Origin of the sequence: Blastomonas aquatica (assembly GCF_014639875.1) — a bacterium.
In the GTDB taxonomy this organism is placed as follows: Bacteria; Pseudomonadota; Alphaproteobacteria; order Sphingomonadales; family Sphingomonadaceae; genus Blastomonas; species Blastomonas aquatica.
The window spans coordinates 317,668-334,582 of the sequence record NZ_BMGD01000004.1; the positions used below are offsets into that span (position 1 = coordinate 317,668).

The 16,915-nt window shown below is 58.6% G+C and carries 14 protein-coding genes; 4 read left to right on the plus strand and 10 right to left on the minus strand.

The genetic code is table 11. The features are described from left to right. The first annotated feature begins 58 nt into the window (after positions 1-58). Positions 59-1,585, plus strand: coding sequence for a leucyl aminopeptidase (locus IEW00_RS13310; RefSeq protein WP_229737035.1), 1,527 nt, complete (start codon positions 59-61; stop codon positions 1,583-1,585). A gap of 52 nt (positions 1,586-1,637) precedes the next feature. Here IEW00_RS13310 and pcaF read toward each other — a convergent pair whose 3' ends face one another. The 9 genes from pcaF to IEW00_RS13355 form a co-directional block, all read right to left on the minus strand. Next, a complete protein-coding gene (gene pcaF / locus IEW00_RS13315; RefSeq protein WP_188514885.1) occupies positions 1,638-2,840 on the minus strand; it encodes a 3-oxoadipyl-CoA thiolase in 1,203 nt (400 codons plus the stop codon). 31 nt (positions 2,841-2,871) lie between these two features. Beyond that, positions 2,872-3,600, minus strand: a complete 729-nt coding sequence (gene gloB / locus IEW00_RS13320; protein WP_188514886.1) for a hydroxyacylglutathione hydrolase — start codon at positions 3,598-3,600, stop codon at positions 2,872-2,874. Positions 3,601-4,126: 526 nt separating this feature from the next. Continuing rightward, positions 4,127-6,439 carry a hypothetical protein gene (locus IEW00_RS13325; protein ID WP_188514887.1) on the minus strand — a complete coding sequence of 771 codons (2,313 nt, stop codon included), beginning with the start codon at positions 6,437-6,439 and terminating at the stop codon, positions 4,127-4,129. Between the two features lie 15 nt (positions 6,440-6,454). After that, positions 6,455-7,351, minus strand: a complete 897-nt coding sequence (locus IEW00_RS13330) for a hypothetical protein (RefSeq protein ID WP_188514888.1) — start codon at positions 7,349-7,351, stop codon at positions 6,455-6,457. A 326-nt stretch (positions 7,352-7,677) separates the two neighbouring features. Continuing rightward, a complete protein-coding gene (locus IEW00_RS13335; protein ID WP_188514889.1) occupies positions 7,678-7,932 on the minus strand; it encodes a hypothetical protein in 255 nt (84 codons plus the stop codon). 420 nt (positions 7,933-8,352) lie between these two features. Beyond that, positions 8,353-9,672: a methylamine utilization protein MauJ gene (gene mauJ / locus IEW00_RS13340; protein WP_188514890.1), complete on the minus strand. Its 1,320-nt coding sequence runs from the start codon at positions 9,670-9,672 to the stop codon at positions 8,353-8,355. A 339-nt stretch (positions 9,673-10,011) separates the two neighbouring features. After that, positions 10,012-10,356, minus strand: coding sequence for a hypothetical protein (locus IEW00_RS13345; RefSeq protein ID WP_188514891.1), 345 nt, complete (start codon positions 10,354-10,356; stop codon positions 10,012-10,014). Between the two features lie 244 nt (positions 10,357-10,600). Further along, positions 10,601-11,443 carry a hypothetical protein gene (locus IEW00_RS13350; RefSeq protein WP_188514892.1) on the minus strand — a complete coding sequence of 281 codons (843 nt, stop codon included), beginning with the start codon at positions 11,441-11,443 and terminating at the stop codon, positions 10,601-10,603. Positions 11,444-11,544: 101 nt separating this feature from the next. After that, positions 11,545-12,771, minus strand: coding sequence for a S8 family serine peptidase (locus IEW00_RS13355; protein WP_188514893.1), 1,227 nt, complete (start codon positions 12,769-12,771; stop codon positions 11,545-11,547). 80 nt (positions 12,772-12,851) lie between these two features. Here IEW00_RS13355 and IEW00_RS13360 point away from each other — a divergent pair, with 80 nt between their 5' ends. Together IEW00_RS13360 and IEW00_RS13365 are read left to right on the plus strand one after the other, a co-directional pair. Next, positions 12,852-13,388: an RNA polymerase sigma factor gene (locus IEW00_RS13360; RefSeq protein WP_188514894.1), complete on the plus strand. Its 537-nt coding sequence runs from the start codon at positions 12,852-12,854 to the stop codon at positions 13,386-13,388. Beyond that, a complete protein-coding gene (locus IEW00_RS13365) occupies positions 13,385-14,110 on the plus strand; it encodes an anti-sigma factor family protein (RefSeq protein ID WP_188514895.1) in 726 nt (241 codons plus the stop codon). Before IEW00_RS13360 ends, IEW00_RS13365 begins: the two co-directional genes overlap by 4 nt. A gap of 35 nt (positions 14,111-14,145) precedes the next feature. Here the strand turns inward: IEW00_RS13365 and IEW00_RS13370 are convergent, their stop codons facing one another. Further along, positions 14,146-14,772: a tyrosine-type recombinase/integrase gene (locus IEW00_RS13370; RefSeq protein WP_373282640.1), complete on the minus strand. Its 627-nt coding sequence runs from the start codon at positions 14,770-14,772 to the stop codon at positions 14,146-14,148. Positions 14,773-15,075: 303 nt separating this feature from the next. On the opposite strand from IEW00_RS13370, the gene IEW00_RS13375 reads away from it, so the two are divergent. Next, a complete protein-coding gene (locus IEW00_RS13375) occupies positions 15,076-16,827 on the plus strand; it encodes a putative bifunctional diguanylate cyclase/phosphodiesterase (RefSeq protein WP_188514896.1) in 1,752 nt (583 codons plus the stop codon). Positions 16,828-16,915: the final 88 nt, after the last annotated feature.

Genomic DNA, 16,915 nt, shown 5'->3' on the forward strand with positions numbered 1-16,915 from the left:
CCTGGCTGCAGGATTGCTCTCCACTCCGGCCCTGGCCCAGAATCGCAGTGCAGAAGCTGTGACCCCATCGCTGCCGATCAAGGCCGCCAGGCAGCAGCCCCGCGCAGTGACCTTCGCGTCCTCGCCTGCGGGGATTAAGGGAACGCTGGTCCTGCCGCTGACAAGCGAAGGCGACCTCGCCACCCGGGCCGCGTTGCTGAGCGAAGCTGAACGCGGCGCGATTGCCCGGGCCCTGACCGCAGCAGAGTTCGACTACACCGACCAGGGCACGCTTTCGCTGCGCGGGATCGGCGGGTGGGACCGCATCCATGTCGTTAGCACCGGCAAGGACCTCAGCCCGGCAGCGATCCAGAAGCTGGGGGTGATGGCCGGCCGCGCGCTGATGAAGGACAAGGGCCCCATCACGGTGCTTGCAGGCGGGCTGACCGCAGAAGCAGCGGCCGAGATCGCAACCGGAATGGGAATCGGCGAATACCGGTCCGATCTGTATCAGGCCAAGGCACGTGAAGCTTCAGCACCTGCTGGCACCACGATCGTCAGCGATGCCGCAGAGGCCGCGCGGACGGCGTACGACGATCGTGGCAAGGGGTTGGTCGAGGCGATGGCATTTGCGCGCGATCTTTCCAACGAGCCAGCCAATGTCGTCTATCCTGAAAGCTTTGTCGAGCGCACCCGCGCCGCATTTGCCGGGATCGCAGGCGTCAACATCGAGGCGCTCGACGTGCCTGCGATGGAAAAGCTCAGCATGGGATCAATCCTGGGCTCAGGCCGCGGCTCGGCTCGCCCTCCCCGCATGTTGATCGTGCGCTATACCGGGCGTGGTGCGCCATCTGCGGGGCCAGTGGTGCTGGCAGGCAAAGGAATCACCTTCGATAGCGGCGGGATCTCGATCAAGTCCAGCAGCGGCATGGGCGACATGAAGTTCGACATGTCGGGCGCCGCTAGCGTCGTCGGCGCGGTGCTGGCGCTGTCGAAATCGCGCGCACCGGTCGATGTCGTGGCGGTCGCGGCGCTGACCGAGAACATGCCCGATGGCAACGCAGCGCGTCCCGCCGACGTGCTGCAGGCGATGAACGGCAAGACCATCGAGATCATCTCGACCGATGCCGAGGGCCGTTTGGTGCTCGCCGATGCGGTGGCCTATGCCGATGCCATGCTGAACCCTGCGGCGATCGTCGATATGGCAACGCTCACCGGATCGATCATGACCGCGCTGGGCGATGATTATGCAGGATTGTTCAGCCGGCACGATCCGCTCGCGAGGCAGCTTTTGCAGGCGGGCGATGCCAGCGGCGATCTGCTGTGGCAGATGCCCCTGCACCCCAGCTACGCCGAAGACACCAAATCGACGATCGCCGATATCAAGAACTCGGGCGGCAGCGGTGCAGGCGCGGGTGCCGGGGCGCACTTCATCGGCGCGTTCGTAAAGCCGGAGACCCCATGGGCGCATATCGATATTGCCGGGATGGCCTGGGGTGGTGCCAACGACCTCAAGCCTGCGGGGGCTTCGGGCTATGGCGTGCGGTTGCTGGAAGCGTTTGTCCGCAACTTCCAGCCGGTGCCGAAAGTTGCGCCCGAAGAGTAACAATCCGATCCCCGGCGCAAACCACAGACCGTGCGGTTTGCGCCGGACGGGATCACACCTGCTCGATCAACATCGCTATCCCTTGCCCCACGCCGATACACATCGTGGCGATCGCATAGCGCCCGCCGGTCCGCGCGAGCTCTTCGGTCGCGGTCAGCGCCAGCCGTGCGCCCGACATGCCCAGCGGGTGGCCCAGCGCGATTGCGCCGCCATTGGGGTTCACATGGGCTGCATCATCGGCGATCCCCAGCTGCCGCAGCACCGCAAGGCCTTGCGCGGCGAACGCCTCGTTGAGTTCGATCACATCGACCTGCGATAGCTTGACCCCGGTCCGGGCAAGCAATTTCTGAACCGCAGGCGCAGGGCCGATGCCCATGATGCGCGGCGGCACGCCGGCAACGGCGGTGCCGACGATCCGCGCACGCGGCGTCAGCCCGTGACGGGCCGCTGCCGCTTCTGACGCGACGATCAACGCTGCCGCGCCGTCATTAACTCCGCTGGCGTTGCCCGCCGTCACCGTACCGCCCGCACGAACAATCGGCTTCAGGCCCGATAGCGCCTCGATCGAGGTCATCCGCGGGTGCTCGTCCTCGGCGACGATCACGGGATCGCCCTTGCGCTGGGGGATCGTCACAGGGACGATCTCGGCGGCGAGCCGTCCCGAGGCGATGGCGGCAGTGGCGCGCTGCTGGCTGCGCAACGCGAATGCGTCCTGATCGGCGCGGTTGATACCAAAGTCTTCGGCAACATTCTCGGCAGTCTCGGGCATCGAATCGACCCCGTGCACCGCTTTCATCAGCGGATTGATGAACCGCCAGCCGATTGTCGTATCATACACCGCATTGTCGCGGGCAAACGCGCTGCCCGCCTTGGGCATCACGAAGGGCGCGCGGGTCATGCTTTCCACGCCGCCTGCCAGCATCAGATCGGCATCGCCGGCACGAATCGCGCGTGCAGCAGACCCGACCGCGTCCAGCCCTGATCCACACAATCGGTTGATCGTCCCGCCGCCAACGGTGTCGGGCAATCCGGCAAGCAATGCCGCCATCCGCGCGACGTTGCGATTGTCCTCGCCCGCCTGGTTGGCACAGCCCATCAGCACATCGTCGATCGCTTCTGCATCGAGCCTAGGATTGCGCGCGAGCAAGGCCCGCAACACGACCGCCGCAAGATCATCGGGGCGCACGCCTGCAAGACCGCCGCCATAACGGCCGATTGGCGTCCGCACGGCATCGCAGATGAAAGCCTGGGTCATAAGCTGTTTTCCTGAATGAAGGCGGCTGATCTCAGCCCCGGAAATTGTCCTTGGCGGCGCGGCGATCGGCCAGTTGCGCAGCGCTCGATGCTCGCATGAAGGGGTTCGTCGCGCGTTCGAGCGCGATCGTGGTCGGCACCGTGGCCTCGCCGCGCAACCGCATCGCGTCCACCTCAGCCATCCGCGCGGAGATCGCGGCGTTGTCCGGCTCGGCTACCAGAGCATAACGTCCGTTCGATTGCGTATACTCGTGCGCGCAATACACCACCGTCTCGCCGGGCAGCGCCGATAACCGCTGCATATTATCGAACATCTGCTCAGCCGTGCCCTCGAAAAGGCGGCCACAGCCCATTGCGAACAGGGTGTCGCCGACAAAAATGCAATCCTCGCCCGCCAGATGGTAGGCGATGTGGCCGCTGGTGTGGGCGGGCACATCGATGACATCGGCGCTCAGACCACCCAGCCTTACCGTGTCGCCGCCGCTGACGGTGACATCGAGCGTCGCGATCCGGTCGCTCTCGGCGGCAGGCCCGGTGATGGTGCACCCGGTTGCCGCCTTGATCGCAGCGTTGCCTCCGACATGATCGGGGTGCCAATGGGTGTTCCAGATCTGGGTGATCGTCCAGCCGCGCTTTGCCGCCGCCTCCAGCACGGGCTCGGCCTCGGCGGGGTCGATGACCACCGTCTCGCCACTCGCAGGCTCGTGTGCCAGCCAGATGTAATTGTCGGAAAGTGCAGGGATGCGGACGATGTCAATCATGCCGGCTTTGTGCCCGCTCGCACCGCAAATGCCAAGACCGCATTGCAGCGGCTGACGGGAAACGGGAAGTGGTGGCAGGGCTTGTATCGAACTACTTCCCTATCATATTGTAACAGCTAACATTTTAAGATGGCTGGAAATTTACTCCCTCATATTCTCCCACATTTTAAGGCGGATACGCCATCGGTTGCTCCGATCGAGCCCTACCCCGCCTTGGCTGCTCGACCTCTCGGATCCTAGATAGCCGTATCCCGAAATCGCCTGCCCGATTAGCTGAGCAGGTTGTCTGCTGTCGACCCAGAATCGGTCATTCACGTCGGCCGCCATGAATGTCCGCGCTCGATAGAAGCTGCCGCTGGAACGCCCGAAAGTGGCCGCTCAGCAAGGCGCCCATTCCCCGTCATCCGATGTCCCGTTGTAATTGCTGTACACCGGACACCCAGTTTACAAAATCGCAGCGGTAGCACTCGGGAGCGACCTGACTTCGTTTGACGCTCCACAGATAGAATATCATTCTATCCACAACTTAACGTGTCAACCAGCGCACCCATCGTTTTGGTTGATTATGTAACCAGAGATCCGGTCGCGTGTTCCTTGCCCATTTCCATGCCGCAGATGCGAGAATGTAGATGAAAAACGGGACGAAAAAGAGCAATGCGTAGATCATCACTGCTTCGGTAACGTTCATTATTGTATTGCCATCGAGACGTAAAGCATACAACCCCAGCAAGTCGAAATCGACAGGCTCAGCGGGTTTGGGAGGGTCACTATATGGGTCTCCCGCCGCACTCTCCCCGATCCAATAAATCATCTGCCCTGCACCAAAGATGCCCGTTCCCCCAAGCAGGATGTTCAGCTGTGTTTCGCGTCTTGCTGCGTCGGCATCTACTTTCTGCTGATGGCGCCGGCCAAGATCGCTTGCATGGTCTTCCAGGCTGGCGATCGCCATGGCCAAGGCGTTTTTCTTGCGCGTGGTACCTCGCAGTTCTTCCAGCTTGGCGAAAACATCACGTTCGGTGTCGTAGCGAAACGGATTGGCATAGCGAAAGCGCTCAAAATCCCTGTATTCTGCCAGCTTCGCTTGATTGATCGCATATTCGGCTTTGTCGAACCTTGTGTCTCCATCAAGGGGCTCGCGTTCGTCGAGTGCCGTTAACTGCTCTCGGTCCTTGGCAGGCGATACAAGATACTCGATCCGTTCGATGCGTGCCATGCTGCGCTCTTCATGCTCTCGCGCAAGAAATTCATTATGCATCGCCAGAGCGTGAATGAGAAACGCATAGGGACAGGTGCCGATGTAGTCGTTGCCTGCTTCCAAGCTGCGGCTCTTGGGGACGTATGTCACCATCGCGCGGTGGTTGGCGTAGCGCACGAAGAAACGTTCGTCTGACTGCTCGTTGCTGTCGGGATAAATCGGGTCGATGCTATCCAGGATCTCCGAAGTGTCCTGATTCATAAAATCGATTATGTTCTGGTTGAACCCGGCAAGAAACAAATAGTCCAGACAATCCGTGCGGCCCAGTTCGAACGCCGGAATATGCAACGGCTCGGGTGTGTCGAGCGGCTCGCCTTTGGCATCGACAGTGCGCAACGCTGTACCGTTGCGGATTGCCGGAACAAGTGTTTGCACATTAGGAAAAAGGCTATCGGGGTCTGGACGGAGATAGCCGAGCTCGGGGCTGATCATTGCTTCGTAATCCAGGGGATTGGCAACCCATTGCCAATAGCTTACATCCAACTGAACCGGAGTGTCAGCTTTCTCTGCCTGCTTGATGCGTGCAGCCAACTCCCGCTGATAGGGCGCATAGCATTCCTCACGCACCATAAATTTTCGTGCTATGCTCGCATTGGTTGTGGGATCGACAGGCATCAGCCGCTTGAAGAAGCGCTCGTCATCGAAAAGGAACATGAAGCGCGATTTGGGCACCGTTAGTCCCGGCACCTCGATAAACGGCACCTTGTTAATGAGCCAAGGCTCAAGGACGGCGGCGCGGGGTTTGCCGGTTTTCGCTTCCAGTCGATCGAACAGTTTTTCGGCATCTTTCAACAGCCGCTGCTTGACAAAAGGCCAAAAGCACCGGGTGTTTCCAGCTTCGTCGGTCACCTTCATGCCATCTAGCGGATGGATACCGGTTCTACCTTCAAAAACTGAGGTGCCATCGCGAGCCCGCGGCTTTTCTTTATCGGACGTGATTGTGTCGGGCTCGACTTCGTCTTGTTCGACCTGAAATTCTTTTGGCGCGGCGAGCTTCTGAAGCAACGACAGGAAATAAAAGGTCGACGGGTCGTAGCCGCGCACGTCGCCTTCTTCAGCCAGTGAAGCGTAATGGTGGCTGAAAGCCATATGATAGCTTAGCGCACCGTTGTTATGAGCAAGCCAGAAACGACGAAAGCGCACTGCCCGCTCGTCTTCGAGACCGGGTGGGGTAGCACAATAGGTAACGCCCTCGGTCGACCATTCAATTGCATCGGGCATTTTGAAGATCAGCTTTTCGCTGGAACGGATTTGCTTTTCGGCAGCCTTGCGCTGCGCTTTCTGATCAGCTGTTGGGAGAGTGGGTGCGTCATCGACTGCGAGTAAATGCTCTTGCACTTCGCCCAACACTTCCCGGTCGGCAATGTCGTTGAACAACGGGTCGATAGCGTTGCGCAGCAGCATCGATGGAAGATGCGCCTGCTGAACATCGGCAAATTGCTTTTGGGTCAGCCTTAGCTCAGGCTGCCCCGCTGCTCCCGCGACATCGTCCGGCGGCATGTACAACGACAGTGTCCAATAAAGTGTGCCCGCGCGGGCACCTTCAAAATCATCACCTAATTGCCAATCTCCCCGTAGTGCCACTGTTGCCCCCCAAAACTAGAGCGCTGCTTTTGCGAGCGCGCGAAAACTATCGTATTTGCCGGTCGGCCCGCCCGCCCGCAGCAAGGCTAGCGCAGGCTCCATTGGCAGCAGCGCTACAGCCTCCGTTCGCGCGGCAAGCGCTGCGAGCTGACCAGTCGCTGACCCATCTGGCCGATCCAGCTTTCCCTTTAATACGGAGATAGCGAAAAAGCTTTGCAGATGGTCGTGTAGCATCCCTGCATCGACGCTCGGTCCAGGATAATCGATCACAGCATAAATCAGACCATCATCTGCCCGCTGGGTCGCCGAGAGCGCCGGCTGAACATAAGGAAAATCGACAACCCGCGCGCCGACGCGTGACCAGATCGCCAACCGGTCAACTTGGTCTAGCCCGGAATGTTTGGTATCTGTCGCATATTCTGCAGCCGTCAGCCGTAATGGATCATTTTGCTCGATGAACATTGCAGGCACCGCGTTCTCGCGATCCAGCTCCAGCGCAGCGAGGGCAAACTGTTGCACCGCTGCCAATATCTTGCGCAGCATTCCCCGCCCGCGTGCTTCTGTTTCTACGAACACATAGTTCAGCGCCACGGCAGCGGGCGGCAGCGCTGCACCACGTTGCATAGAAGTCGCCAGAAAGTTCGCACCACCCAGCAGATTACCGGCGTCATCCTCGAACACCGTGACCAGTTCGGAATGTACACGGCCGAAGGCGTGCCGATATTCACCGTTCAACGCGAGACATGCCTCGAACCCGGCCAGTTCCTCGCGCTCGTCGGGTAACACGAAGGCACGATCATAGCCCGCAAAGAACCGCATTAGCACTGGCGACCTTGGATCATCCGATGCCAGCGCACGCACCCCATCAGCAATGTTGAGCGTGAGTAACGGATTGATGCTTTTGACGGTCATGTTTTAACAGTGTCACGCGGCCCGGTTTGCCGCAAGATGGCAGCGCACCCACAGTTTGGATTTAACCATGCTTGTTGGTCCCGTCGGTCATGAGTAGACTCAGCTTTCATAGCGAGGAGTCAGATCGGCGATAGGTATCCGCTACTGGCAAAACCCGCCGCTTGACACATCGCGTGGGAATGTCCGCAATGTCCCATCAGCGGAAGTTCGGCAATTGGGCCGGTTGTTGAATGGCAGGTCCCGGCCACAAAATGGCTGAAGCCGCATGTCGGCTTTCAGGCAGCCGCCGCAGGGCATCCCATGGCCGCAACGGGTGGAAAGCGGACCTAGGGCGCAAGCTGAACCCAGATAATGGGTACGCCATATTTGGCGGCCCATTGCTGAGCGGCAGCCAAGGCGGCTTCAATTGAAATGTCATCTTCGGCAAGTGATCTGTAGCCGACCCAATCACCATTGGCCTTCGATGAACCGCCTGAGCCAAAGAACCTGCCATCGTCAGATGCCTCGATTCTTAGCCACCGCATTTCGTCACCGCAGTCGGGCATGTCTTCATCGGGCGAGAGGTAAATGACATCGGCCATCAGGCCATCCTGGCCTGCATCGCGAATGACCGCAACCAGGTCGTTAGCTGAGGTTCAATCCCGAGCCGCAAGTGCGCCTTCCAGCCAGTAGATGCGCTTTTGCCATTGCTTCGCCATCTTAGCGGACGTCGCAATACTCAACCGACTGCGAGAACGAGCAAGCTCCGACCTCAACTCTTCGCTGCTGAGTTCGTCTAACTCTTCGTCTCGATGAGGAACACCTGATCGCTTGCCCATCGGATGGTTTTGCATTGCAAGCCTAATGTCCGCAACGGGGTCGCTTACTGAAAGGCAGCAAACTCCCAGAAGCGAGGTAAAGCCGCAAGGCCGCTTTCAGGATCGCGCCTCAGCCCCGCTCATTTCCAGTCGTGGGTGGGAACGGACAAACCTCTAGTTTGCTCTTATGGCATAGAAGAGGTTCTAGCTCGCCTTCGCAGCCCTGACTTCCGCCTCTTTCTCCCAGCGGGCAATGCGTTCGTCGAGAGCTTCATGATCAGCCCAGTAGTTCGTCGGCAGAAATGCCTCCACGCGGCTGATCAGTTCCCGCGTGTCAGATTCATAGATGTGAAGCTCTCCGTTACCAATGTAGTCGCGTATGAAACGGTTTAACTCGGCGGCATAGTTTGCAGCGGGAACCGAGCCGTCATCGCGCCCGACAATATCGCGGCTCCATTCGAAACGTAGCCGCTCTTCGGGGAAATCGAGCACGATCACGAATTGCACAAGCTCATCTGGAGATAAATAAACGAGTTGCATCATCTTATTCTGCACGACGGCCTGCACAGGTTTCATGCCATGGAGCGCCGTGAAGGGTTCGCTCCGACGCAGTTCGACATCAATGACGGGAAGGTCGATCATCTCGTCCGGTTCCGGCTCAACCCCGTCAATGATCCTGCTGACGAGATCGTCTCCCAATCGCTCTTTAAAGCCTGAGAGTTCGTAAAGATGTTCGCGCCAGATCGTGTGCCGGGTCTTGATGCCTAGGACGTTTTCGATGGCATGTTCGGCGAGGCCGAGCATGATCGGCAGTTCGTTCTGAAGGCGCTGATAATGACTGGCATCATCGGGATTGATAACCGGCTCGGCCGTAGCGTGGGCGATAGCCTGACGACCTGACTTGTAAAGATGGTCCGCAAGATCGACGACGCCGGACGCCTTAAGCTTATCAAGTGCCTCGCGGCCCGTTCTATGCGTGATCTTTTCAACGTTGTCCGCGAACCAATTGCCGCGTTGCTTTCCATTCGGGATCGCACATTCAAGGACGCGGTAGAATGACAGGAAGGCGTAGGCCGGATGATTGAGACCGCGCCCCTCTCTCATTAAAGCGAGCGCCAGCTGACCGCGATTGGTCTTTGGCTCAGGAAGATATGTGAGGCTGAGGTCTTTAGTGATGACAAGACCGAATTCTTTTTGCCGCCCCATCGGGCGGGGCAGGTTTCCGCCGGTAAATTGCTCGACGATGATCCCGGAGCCTTCGGTCCAGGATAGAGCGCTTAAAAATCGTAATACCTTCGATCGTGCAGCATTCAGTTCTTCACCTTCGTTCCGATCGTAAGCGACCGCCGGGAAGCTTTCATGTGTGATCGGGATGAGCCAGAACACATCGCCGAGATAATCAACTTTCTGAGCTTCAACGGGCCAGCTTAAAGACGTCTCGAGATTGGCCACGACCCAGTTGCCGTTCTTGGCGATATCACCAGTGAGAATGTCTTTCAGCTTCGGAATTTCGAGTGCGGCCATGCCCGAAAGCTAGCATGGCGCACCAGAAATAGCTGCAATTTTCGCCTTATCTCACGGCGGACTAAGCTACGAGCCGCGATCGATCATCTTATACTGTCGACCACGAATAACGTTAACAGTCCGCTCTCGACCCAAATTAAGCCATTCCGATGCAGTGGAGGGAATGTCGGCTCGCGCCGAAAACGGTCATCCATGGGGTCAACAGTAAACGGGCAGCTACCTGCCATCAGCTACATCTTCGCGAATGCGGCGAGATGCTGGAGGGCCGACCAGATGGCCGGCCCTTTCGTCGCCTAGGCCAGAGCCAGTCAGATTGCAGTCGATTAGTCGGTCGAGCGCTCAATCGACGATTGTGACGTTGCCCATGCGATAGCCCTTCTTGGCCATTTTCTTGGTGTAGTGAACACGTTCATGCTTCAGCTCGACCGCATATTCCTCCCACGCGTCACGGCGATCCTCAATGTCGGTTGCACGGCGAAGATCGCCGCTGAGCTCCTTCTTCGACTCAAGCACGTTGATCGTGTAATCGAACCACAGACTGTTCTGGATGCCTGCAATCGGCGAGGTGATGATCTTTGATTCCTCGATCCGAGCAAACTGTTCTTCATACAGCATGGGAACGGCTGCACTGGCGACAGTTGCAAGACCGAAGATCGACATTGTCAGTGTGGCAAGCTTAAACATTTTCAATTCTCCTTTTGCTGAACATCACCATTGTTGGCGGTCAAACAGGAAACGGCTGGGCGCCGCGGTTTAATCCATCCATCTCGGATATTTTGGCACCAATCGAGCACACAGATAGAAGTTGTCGACAGGTGCAAAAAGAGGCGGTCAGGGCAAACGCGTCCGCCTCAGAGTTTGCGCGGCTCGCCCACAAGCAGGCGGAAAAGAGCAAGCCGGACAAAAGCCAGATTAAGCTTCTGGTCCTTTATTCCGCGGGCTCGGCGGTGTCCTTGCCCTCGGCGGAAGCTGCCCCGGTCGCCTGGGTCAGCACCAGCGCATCGCCAGACGCGCTGAACATTCCGGTGGGCAGTTCGCGGGTCACCTTGCCCTGCTTGACGACGACTTGCTGGATCTCACCCCGGCTGTTGGCCACCAATTGACTGACCCTGCCGAGCGAAGCACCTTCCGGGGTCATCACCGGCATACCACGACTGACGGAGGCAACGCCTTCGCCGACAGCAGCAGCGCTACCAGCAACAGCGAGCGGGCCGGATATCAGCGAACCACCAGCCGAGCCTGCGCCGCTACCTGAAGCTGCACCGTCGGTTGGAGCGTTCATGTTGCGAATGCCTGACACCGCTTCTCCGGCCCTTGACCGGGCACCCTGAACCGCCGGTGCCACGACCCCGGTAACGGCGTCTGTGCCGATCAGCTGTGCATTGGCACTGCCCTGACCGTTAACGGCACCACCACCGGACATGCTGGCCATTTGGCTGGCAGTCGGCACGACAACGTCCGCCAGGCTGGCAGTTGAGCCTGTAATCGAACCATTAGCGCTGCGGTTCGCCGAAACGGTGCCACGACGTGCATCGACCGACTGGCTGCCATCGGTGGAACCTGAGCCGTCTACCGACCCGCGGACGGTGCGGGTGGTGCGATCCAGCGTGCCTCCGATTGAACTGCCGATCGAATTGTCGAGCGAACCGCCAAGTGAACCGCCCAACGATCCACCGAGGCCACCGCCAAGCCCGCCGCCGCCTAGCAATTGCGCCTGCGCGGTTACCGGGAGAAAAGCGATTGCGGCTGCTGCAAAAATGATCTTTTTCATCATGCTATCCTTTCAACTGTATGGCAGCGGCGTCATTGCCTGCTCACCTGAAAGGACAACGGATGGGCGATCCGATTTAATTCATGGGGGGTGCGAAAAAGTCATTTCTTCTTGCCGCAGCCTTCGCACAAAAGCCCGCGTCCATAGCGTTTATCGGGCCCCTTCGGGCCCAGATCTCTTGCCTGTGCGTCAAGCCGGGTCTGCCATTTGCCGCCATTTGCCATTGCGGCAGCTACCCTGATCGCCACAAGCGGTGTCGCAAAAGAGGTGCCGCGCAGCTTGACCGACTTACCCCTGGCATTGAGAGCGTACACATCTGCGCCTGGTGCTGCGTAATCAAGATGGAGCGCCCGCCCCGCCTCGATCAGCGCACGCCCTTTGCGGTCGACACCGGTTACGGCCACAACTCCGTCATACGAAGCGGGAAAGGCAGGCGGCGATGCCGGCCCATCATTGCCTACTGCTGCAACCACCACGACACCGCGCTGCTGCGCCCGCCGTATCGCGCGTTCCAGAACCGTGTTGCGGGGTCCAACCAAGCTGATGGTGATCACCTTGCAGCCGTTATTAGCGAGCCAGCCCAGCCCCTGCACGATGGCGAGAGCGTTGCCCCCTGCGGGGTCACTGCCATAGACATCGGCCACCCACAGCCGGCTTGCACCCTCGCCATGAAGCAGGCTGGCGACCGCACTTCCATGATCCGAAGGCAGCAGAGCCCCCGTGGCAAATCCCTTGCGGCCCGTCACTCGGATGGCGGGTCCAGGCGCTCCATCGATGATCCCTATGGGCACTTCAACAGTGATCCGCGCCTGCGCAGCCAGCAGACCGGGCAGAACGACCGCGCCCTTGCCAGCAGCCAAGCTTTCCGATTGCCAGTGCAGGTTATCCGCGCTGATGTCTGTCCCTGGCGCAATCTGTGCAGCAAGCGCCTGCGCCTTTGCCAAGTCCATTCCAACAGGGACGCGTAGTCGCGTGATCTGGAGATCGAGCCCCTCGACAGTTTCTTGCGCGATGACCGCAAAACGTGCCCGTTTAAGACTGTTAAGGTCGTCGGGGCTTATTCCGACCGAAAGTAACTCGCCGCGCCGGGCGAGGCTGCCTGTTGCATCGCGCTCGATCCGGTCCCTGTTTTGCCTCAGCAGGCGTGCAAGTTGCTGGTCACGCAAGCGCAACAGATCGCGCGCCTGTCGTTCCAGCAAGTTGCCGGCCTGATCAAGCGTATCTCCGGCCTCATCGACGAGACCTCCGACGACACCCCCCACCCTCGGCAGCCCAACTTGGCCCAGCGGTGATCTCAACTGGGCCCATGAGGGGGCTGCGATGGTCATCGCACACAGCAATGAGACAAAGATGATGGCTCGCGATCTGCGCATGATTGGTTCTATCCTCTTTTTTTGCTTAAGCACGGATGAAACGTGCGAGCTCATCCGTTTCATCCATCAGAAAGGCGCAAAACCTGACCAAGGCGTTTGAACCACTGCTGATTGATCTTCTGCCTAAGATGCGACGTTTTGCATGCGGCCTGACGGGCTCGACTGCTGACGGTGATGATCTGTGCCAGATGACGATCGAACGTGCCTTGGCCCGCCGCAACCAGTGGCAAGAAGGGACACGCTTGGATAGTTGGATGTATAAGATAATGCGAAACCTGTTCATCGATGAGATACGCGCCTCGCGCCGCCGAGGCGAGACTTTCGTGGCCGAGGAGGCAGGTCTGTCAGTGGGATCGTCTGGCGGACAGGAAGCAAGTGTGGAGCTTGGCATGATCGACCGGGCAATAATGCGACTGCCTGACGAGCAGCGCGAAGCCGTGTTGCTGGTCATGGTGGAGGGTTGTTCATACAAGGAGGCCGCCGAGATCGTGGGCTGTCCGGTCGGCACCCTCAATTCCCGACTGGTGCGCGGAAGGGATGCTTTGCAAGGTCTGTTGGATGACGCGGCATGAACATCTCACCGGAAATGATTGCCGCCTTCGCTGATGGCGAGCTGGAGGGTGCCGACAAGGCGCAGGTGGAGGCGGCCGTAGCTGCTGATCCGACACTTGCGAGCGAGGTCGAGCGGCATCGTCGGCTCAAAGCCGTGCTCGCTGCACGCTATGCGCCAATCGTAACCGAAAAGGTTCCGGCCCATCTTGTATCGCTGCTGCAAACATCCGAGCCGCATCCAGACACTGTGAGCGAAGTCATCAGTTTTGCAGCTGCACGCAGAAAGCGTGGACTGGCACCAATGATCCGGCGCTGGGTTACCATCGCCGGACCTGCAATCGCTGCCTCATTGGTGTTGGCGCTTTGGCAACCCTGGCAAGCCAGCCTTCCCGAGGGATATGCGGGCGCGGAACTGGCGAGCGTGCTCGACAACAGACTGGTGGCCAATCAATCCGCAGATGCAGAACCGCGCATCTTGCTCAGCTTCGCAGCTGAGGGCGGTAAATTCTGTCGCGCCTGGCGAGGAGCGACCGACGGCGGTATTGCGTGCCGGGATAGAAACGGTTGGAAAATAGAGCGGGCATTTGCCGTAAGCGGGACGTCATCGACGGAGTATCGCCAGGCAGGCAGCGAAGTTGAGATCTTGGCAGCAGCGCAGGAAATGGCGGCCGGCAATGCTCTGGATGCCCAAGGCGAGAAACGTGCATCTGCAACCGGTTGGCGGACGACGTCCGGACATTAGGATCAGCTCCTCGCCAGGGACGAGGAGCTGATCGTTCAGATTTCGGTGTTTTCCGCGAGGGTCAAAGCGTCTTCCAAGTCGATGCCGAGATAGCGAACCGTGTTTTCGATCTTGCTATGTCCGAGGAGTATCTGGACAGCGCGCAGGTTGCCGGTCGCCCTGTAGATTATCGATGCCTTCGTTCGCCGAAGCGAATGAGTTCCATACTCACTTCGCATCAGGCCGACAGCCGTAACCCAATCATCCACAAGCCTTGCATACTGACGCGTGCTGAGATGCCCAGCATGATCAACGCGACTCGGAAAGACATAGTCGTCGACCGTGCCGCCTCGGCGGTCGAGCCATGTCAACAAACTCGCTCGTGCGTCCGCAAGCAATTCGAACTGAACTGGGCGACTTGTTTTCTGCTGCATCACGATTGCGCGCGACCGGATCTGTCCTCCGCTGACAATGTCTCCAATTTTCATCCGCACCAAGTCACAGCCGCGAAGCTTGCTATCGATCGCCAGGTCAAACAGTGCGCGATCTCGCAGGCGACGGTTCTGATTGAGGTAAAACCGGATTTGCCATATTTGTTTTGGCTTTAGTACACGCTTCGGACCGACGGTTCGGCCCGCATTCCAGACCTGACGTTTGGTCGCAATGGTTTCGGGTTCAGTCATTTCAATGGTCGTTCTCCTATGGCCGGATTGGCCATTCGAAAAACGGTCCACGCGTGGGAGGGTGTCGATCGGGTCGGTGTACCGACCCAGACCCGACATTCACCAGGACTGCCTTGAACGTCTGCTCTTGGTTTTGCGGCTGTCAATGATTCACCCATAAGCACACATACAGCAAAGCGACTTCATCTTCGCCATTCCATTGATTAAAACGGTTTTCGACAGCCGACATCCGGCCATGGATCGACCCGGGGTCGATAATTCTTAACTTTCCTCCGCCATATGCCTTGAATGAGGGAGGGGCGAATGGTCAAACAGACGCGAAACGTGAGCAGGCGAAACCCTGGATCCGTCTCACACGACCCCTTCCAATATCGCTACCAGCAGATGCTTGCCAACTCGGCGACCGCAGCAGTGTGTGCGGGGGCAGACAATCTCATTGTCTCATGGAATACAGCCGCCGAAGAGCTTTTCGGATATCATTTCGAACAGGTAATCGGTCAGCCGCTATCTTTGATCATCCCTCCCCGACTTCGGGCTGCGCATAACGCTGGCCTTGCTCGCGCCGTTCGATCAGGGCATGCGCGGCTCGCCGGGCATTCGGTCGACATTCTGGCTCTGCATGCAGATGGAAGTGAAATTCCAGTCGATTTATCTCTCTCGATGTGGATCGAGGATGGCAAACCGATGTTTGGCGCTTTAATGCGCGATATCGCTGACCGACATTCTGCCAAGCAACGCCTCGAACACTTGGCTCACTGTGATACGCTCACTTCGCTGCCAAACCGCAACGCGCTCCAGCGACGCCTTGCGGCCGAGATTTCAAGGGGTTCCTGCGCTCTGATGTTGTTGGACCTGGACGGGTTCAAGTACGTCAATGACACGCTCGGGCATTCGGTTGGCGACAAGCTTTTGACAGCAGTGGCATCGCGGCTGACCGAAGCCATTGGAGAGTCAGGGTTCGTCGCGCGTCTGGGCGGCGACGAATTTGCGATCTTGGTTTCCAGTTGCTCTGACCCGCTGATGCTTGACACCCTTGCCAACGAGATTTTCCAAAGTTTTCAGCACCCATTTGAAGCTTCGGACCAGTCCATCTACGTGGGAACCAGCATAGGTATCGCTTTGTCGCCAAATGATGCGTCGGATGTCGAGCAGCTTCTCTCCTGCGCCGATCTAGCCCTTTACAGCGCGAAAAGCGATGGTGGTGGCTCACGGAAGTTCTTTCAGCGCGCAATGCAGAACTCTTCGGATCAGAGACATCGCATGGGTTCGCAACTTCGGACAGCGCTAGCAAACAACGAATTCGAGCTCTGGTACCAACCTCAAGTTTGCCTGGCGACGGGATCGCTGTCCGGGGTCGAAGCGCTTCTTCGATGGCGTCATCCCGACCACGGCCTTCTTACGCCGGCCAATTTCATCGAGGTGCTCGAGGAAAGTCCTGTCGCCGAAGAGGTGGGTGACTGGATTGTCGAGCAGGCGTGTGCGGTAGCGGCCAAGTGGGAACAAGCTGGCCTGGGACCGATACGCATTGGCGTTAATCTGTTTGCGGCGCAGCTCAGGTCTAACCGTCTCTTCGGTGTTGTATCAACGACATTGCGAAAGCACGATCTTCCACCGGATCGCCTGGAGCTGGAGATTACCGAGACGACCGTTCTGCGACACAACAACCAGTCGACAAAGGCACTTAGGAAACTCAACTCTTTGGGCGTGGGCATCGCATTCGACGATTTTGGCACCGGGTTCGCCTCTCTCAGCTTGTTGCAGAAATACCCTCTCACCCGTCTGAAAATAGACCGCGGCTTTATTGCACACATTGATCGTAAGGTTGGCGACTCCGCGATCGTCAAGGCAATCATCGTCATGGCAGCTGGCCTTGGACTTAAGGTGATTGCCGAAGGCGTAGAGACGGCCAAGCAGGAAAAGGCGTTGCGTGCTCTTGGCTGCGGTGAAGCACAGGGATATCGCTACGGTCACCCTATGACATCGAATGATCTCCTACACACCTACCTCGACCGCTCGACCCATTCTGAGAATACCCTAGGCCTATCTGCGGGCTAATTTTACCGTCTCTTATCATGGCTTCGCGACGATCGAGGAGCAATCATCGGTAAAATTTCGCGGTTCGTCGAACTGTCTAACCAGTTAA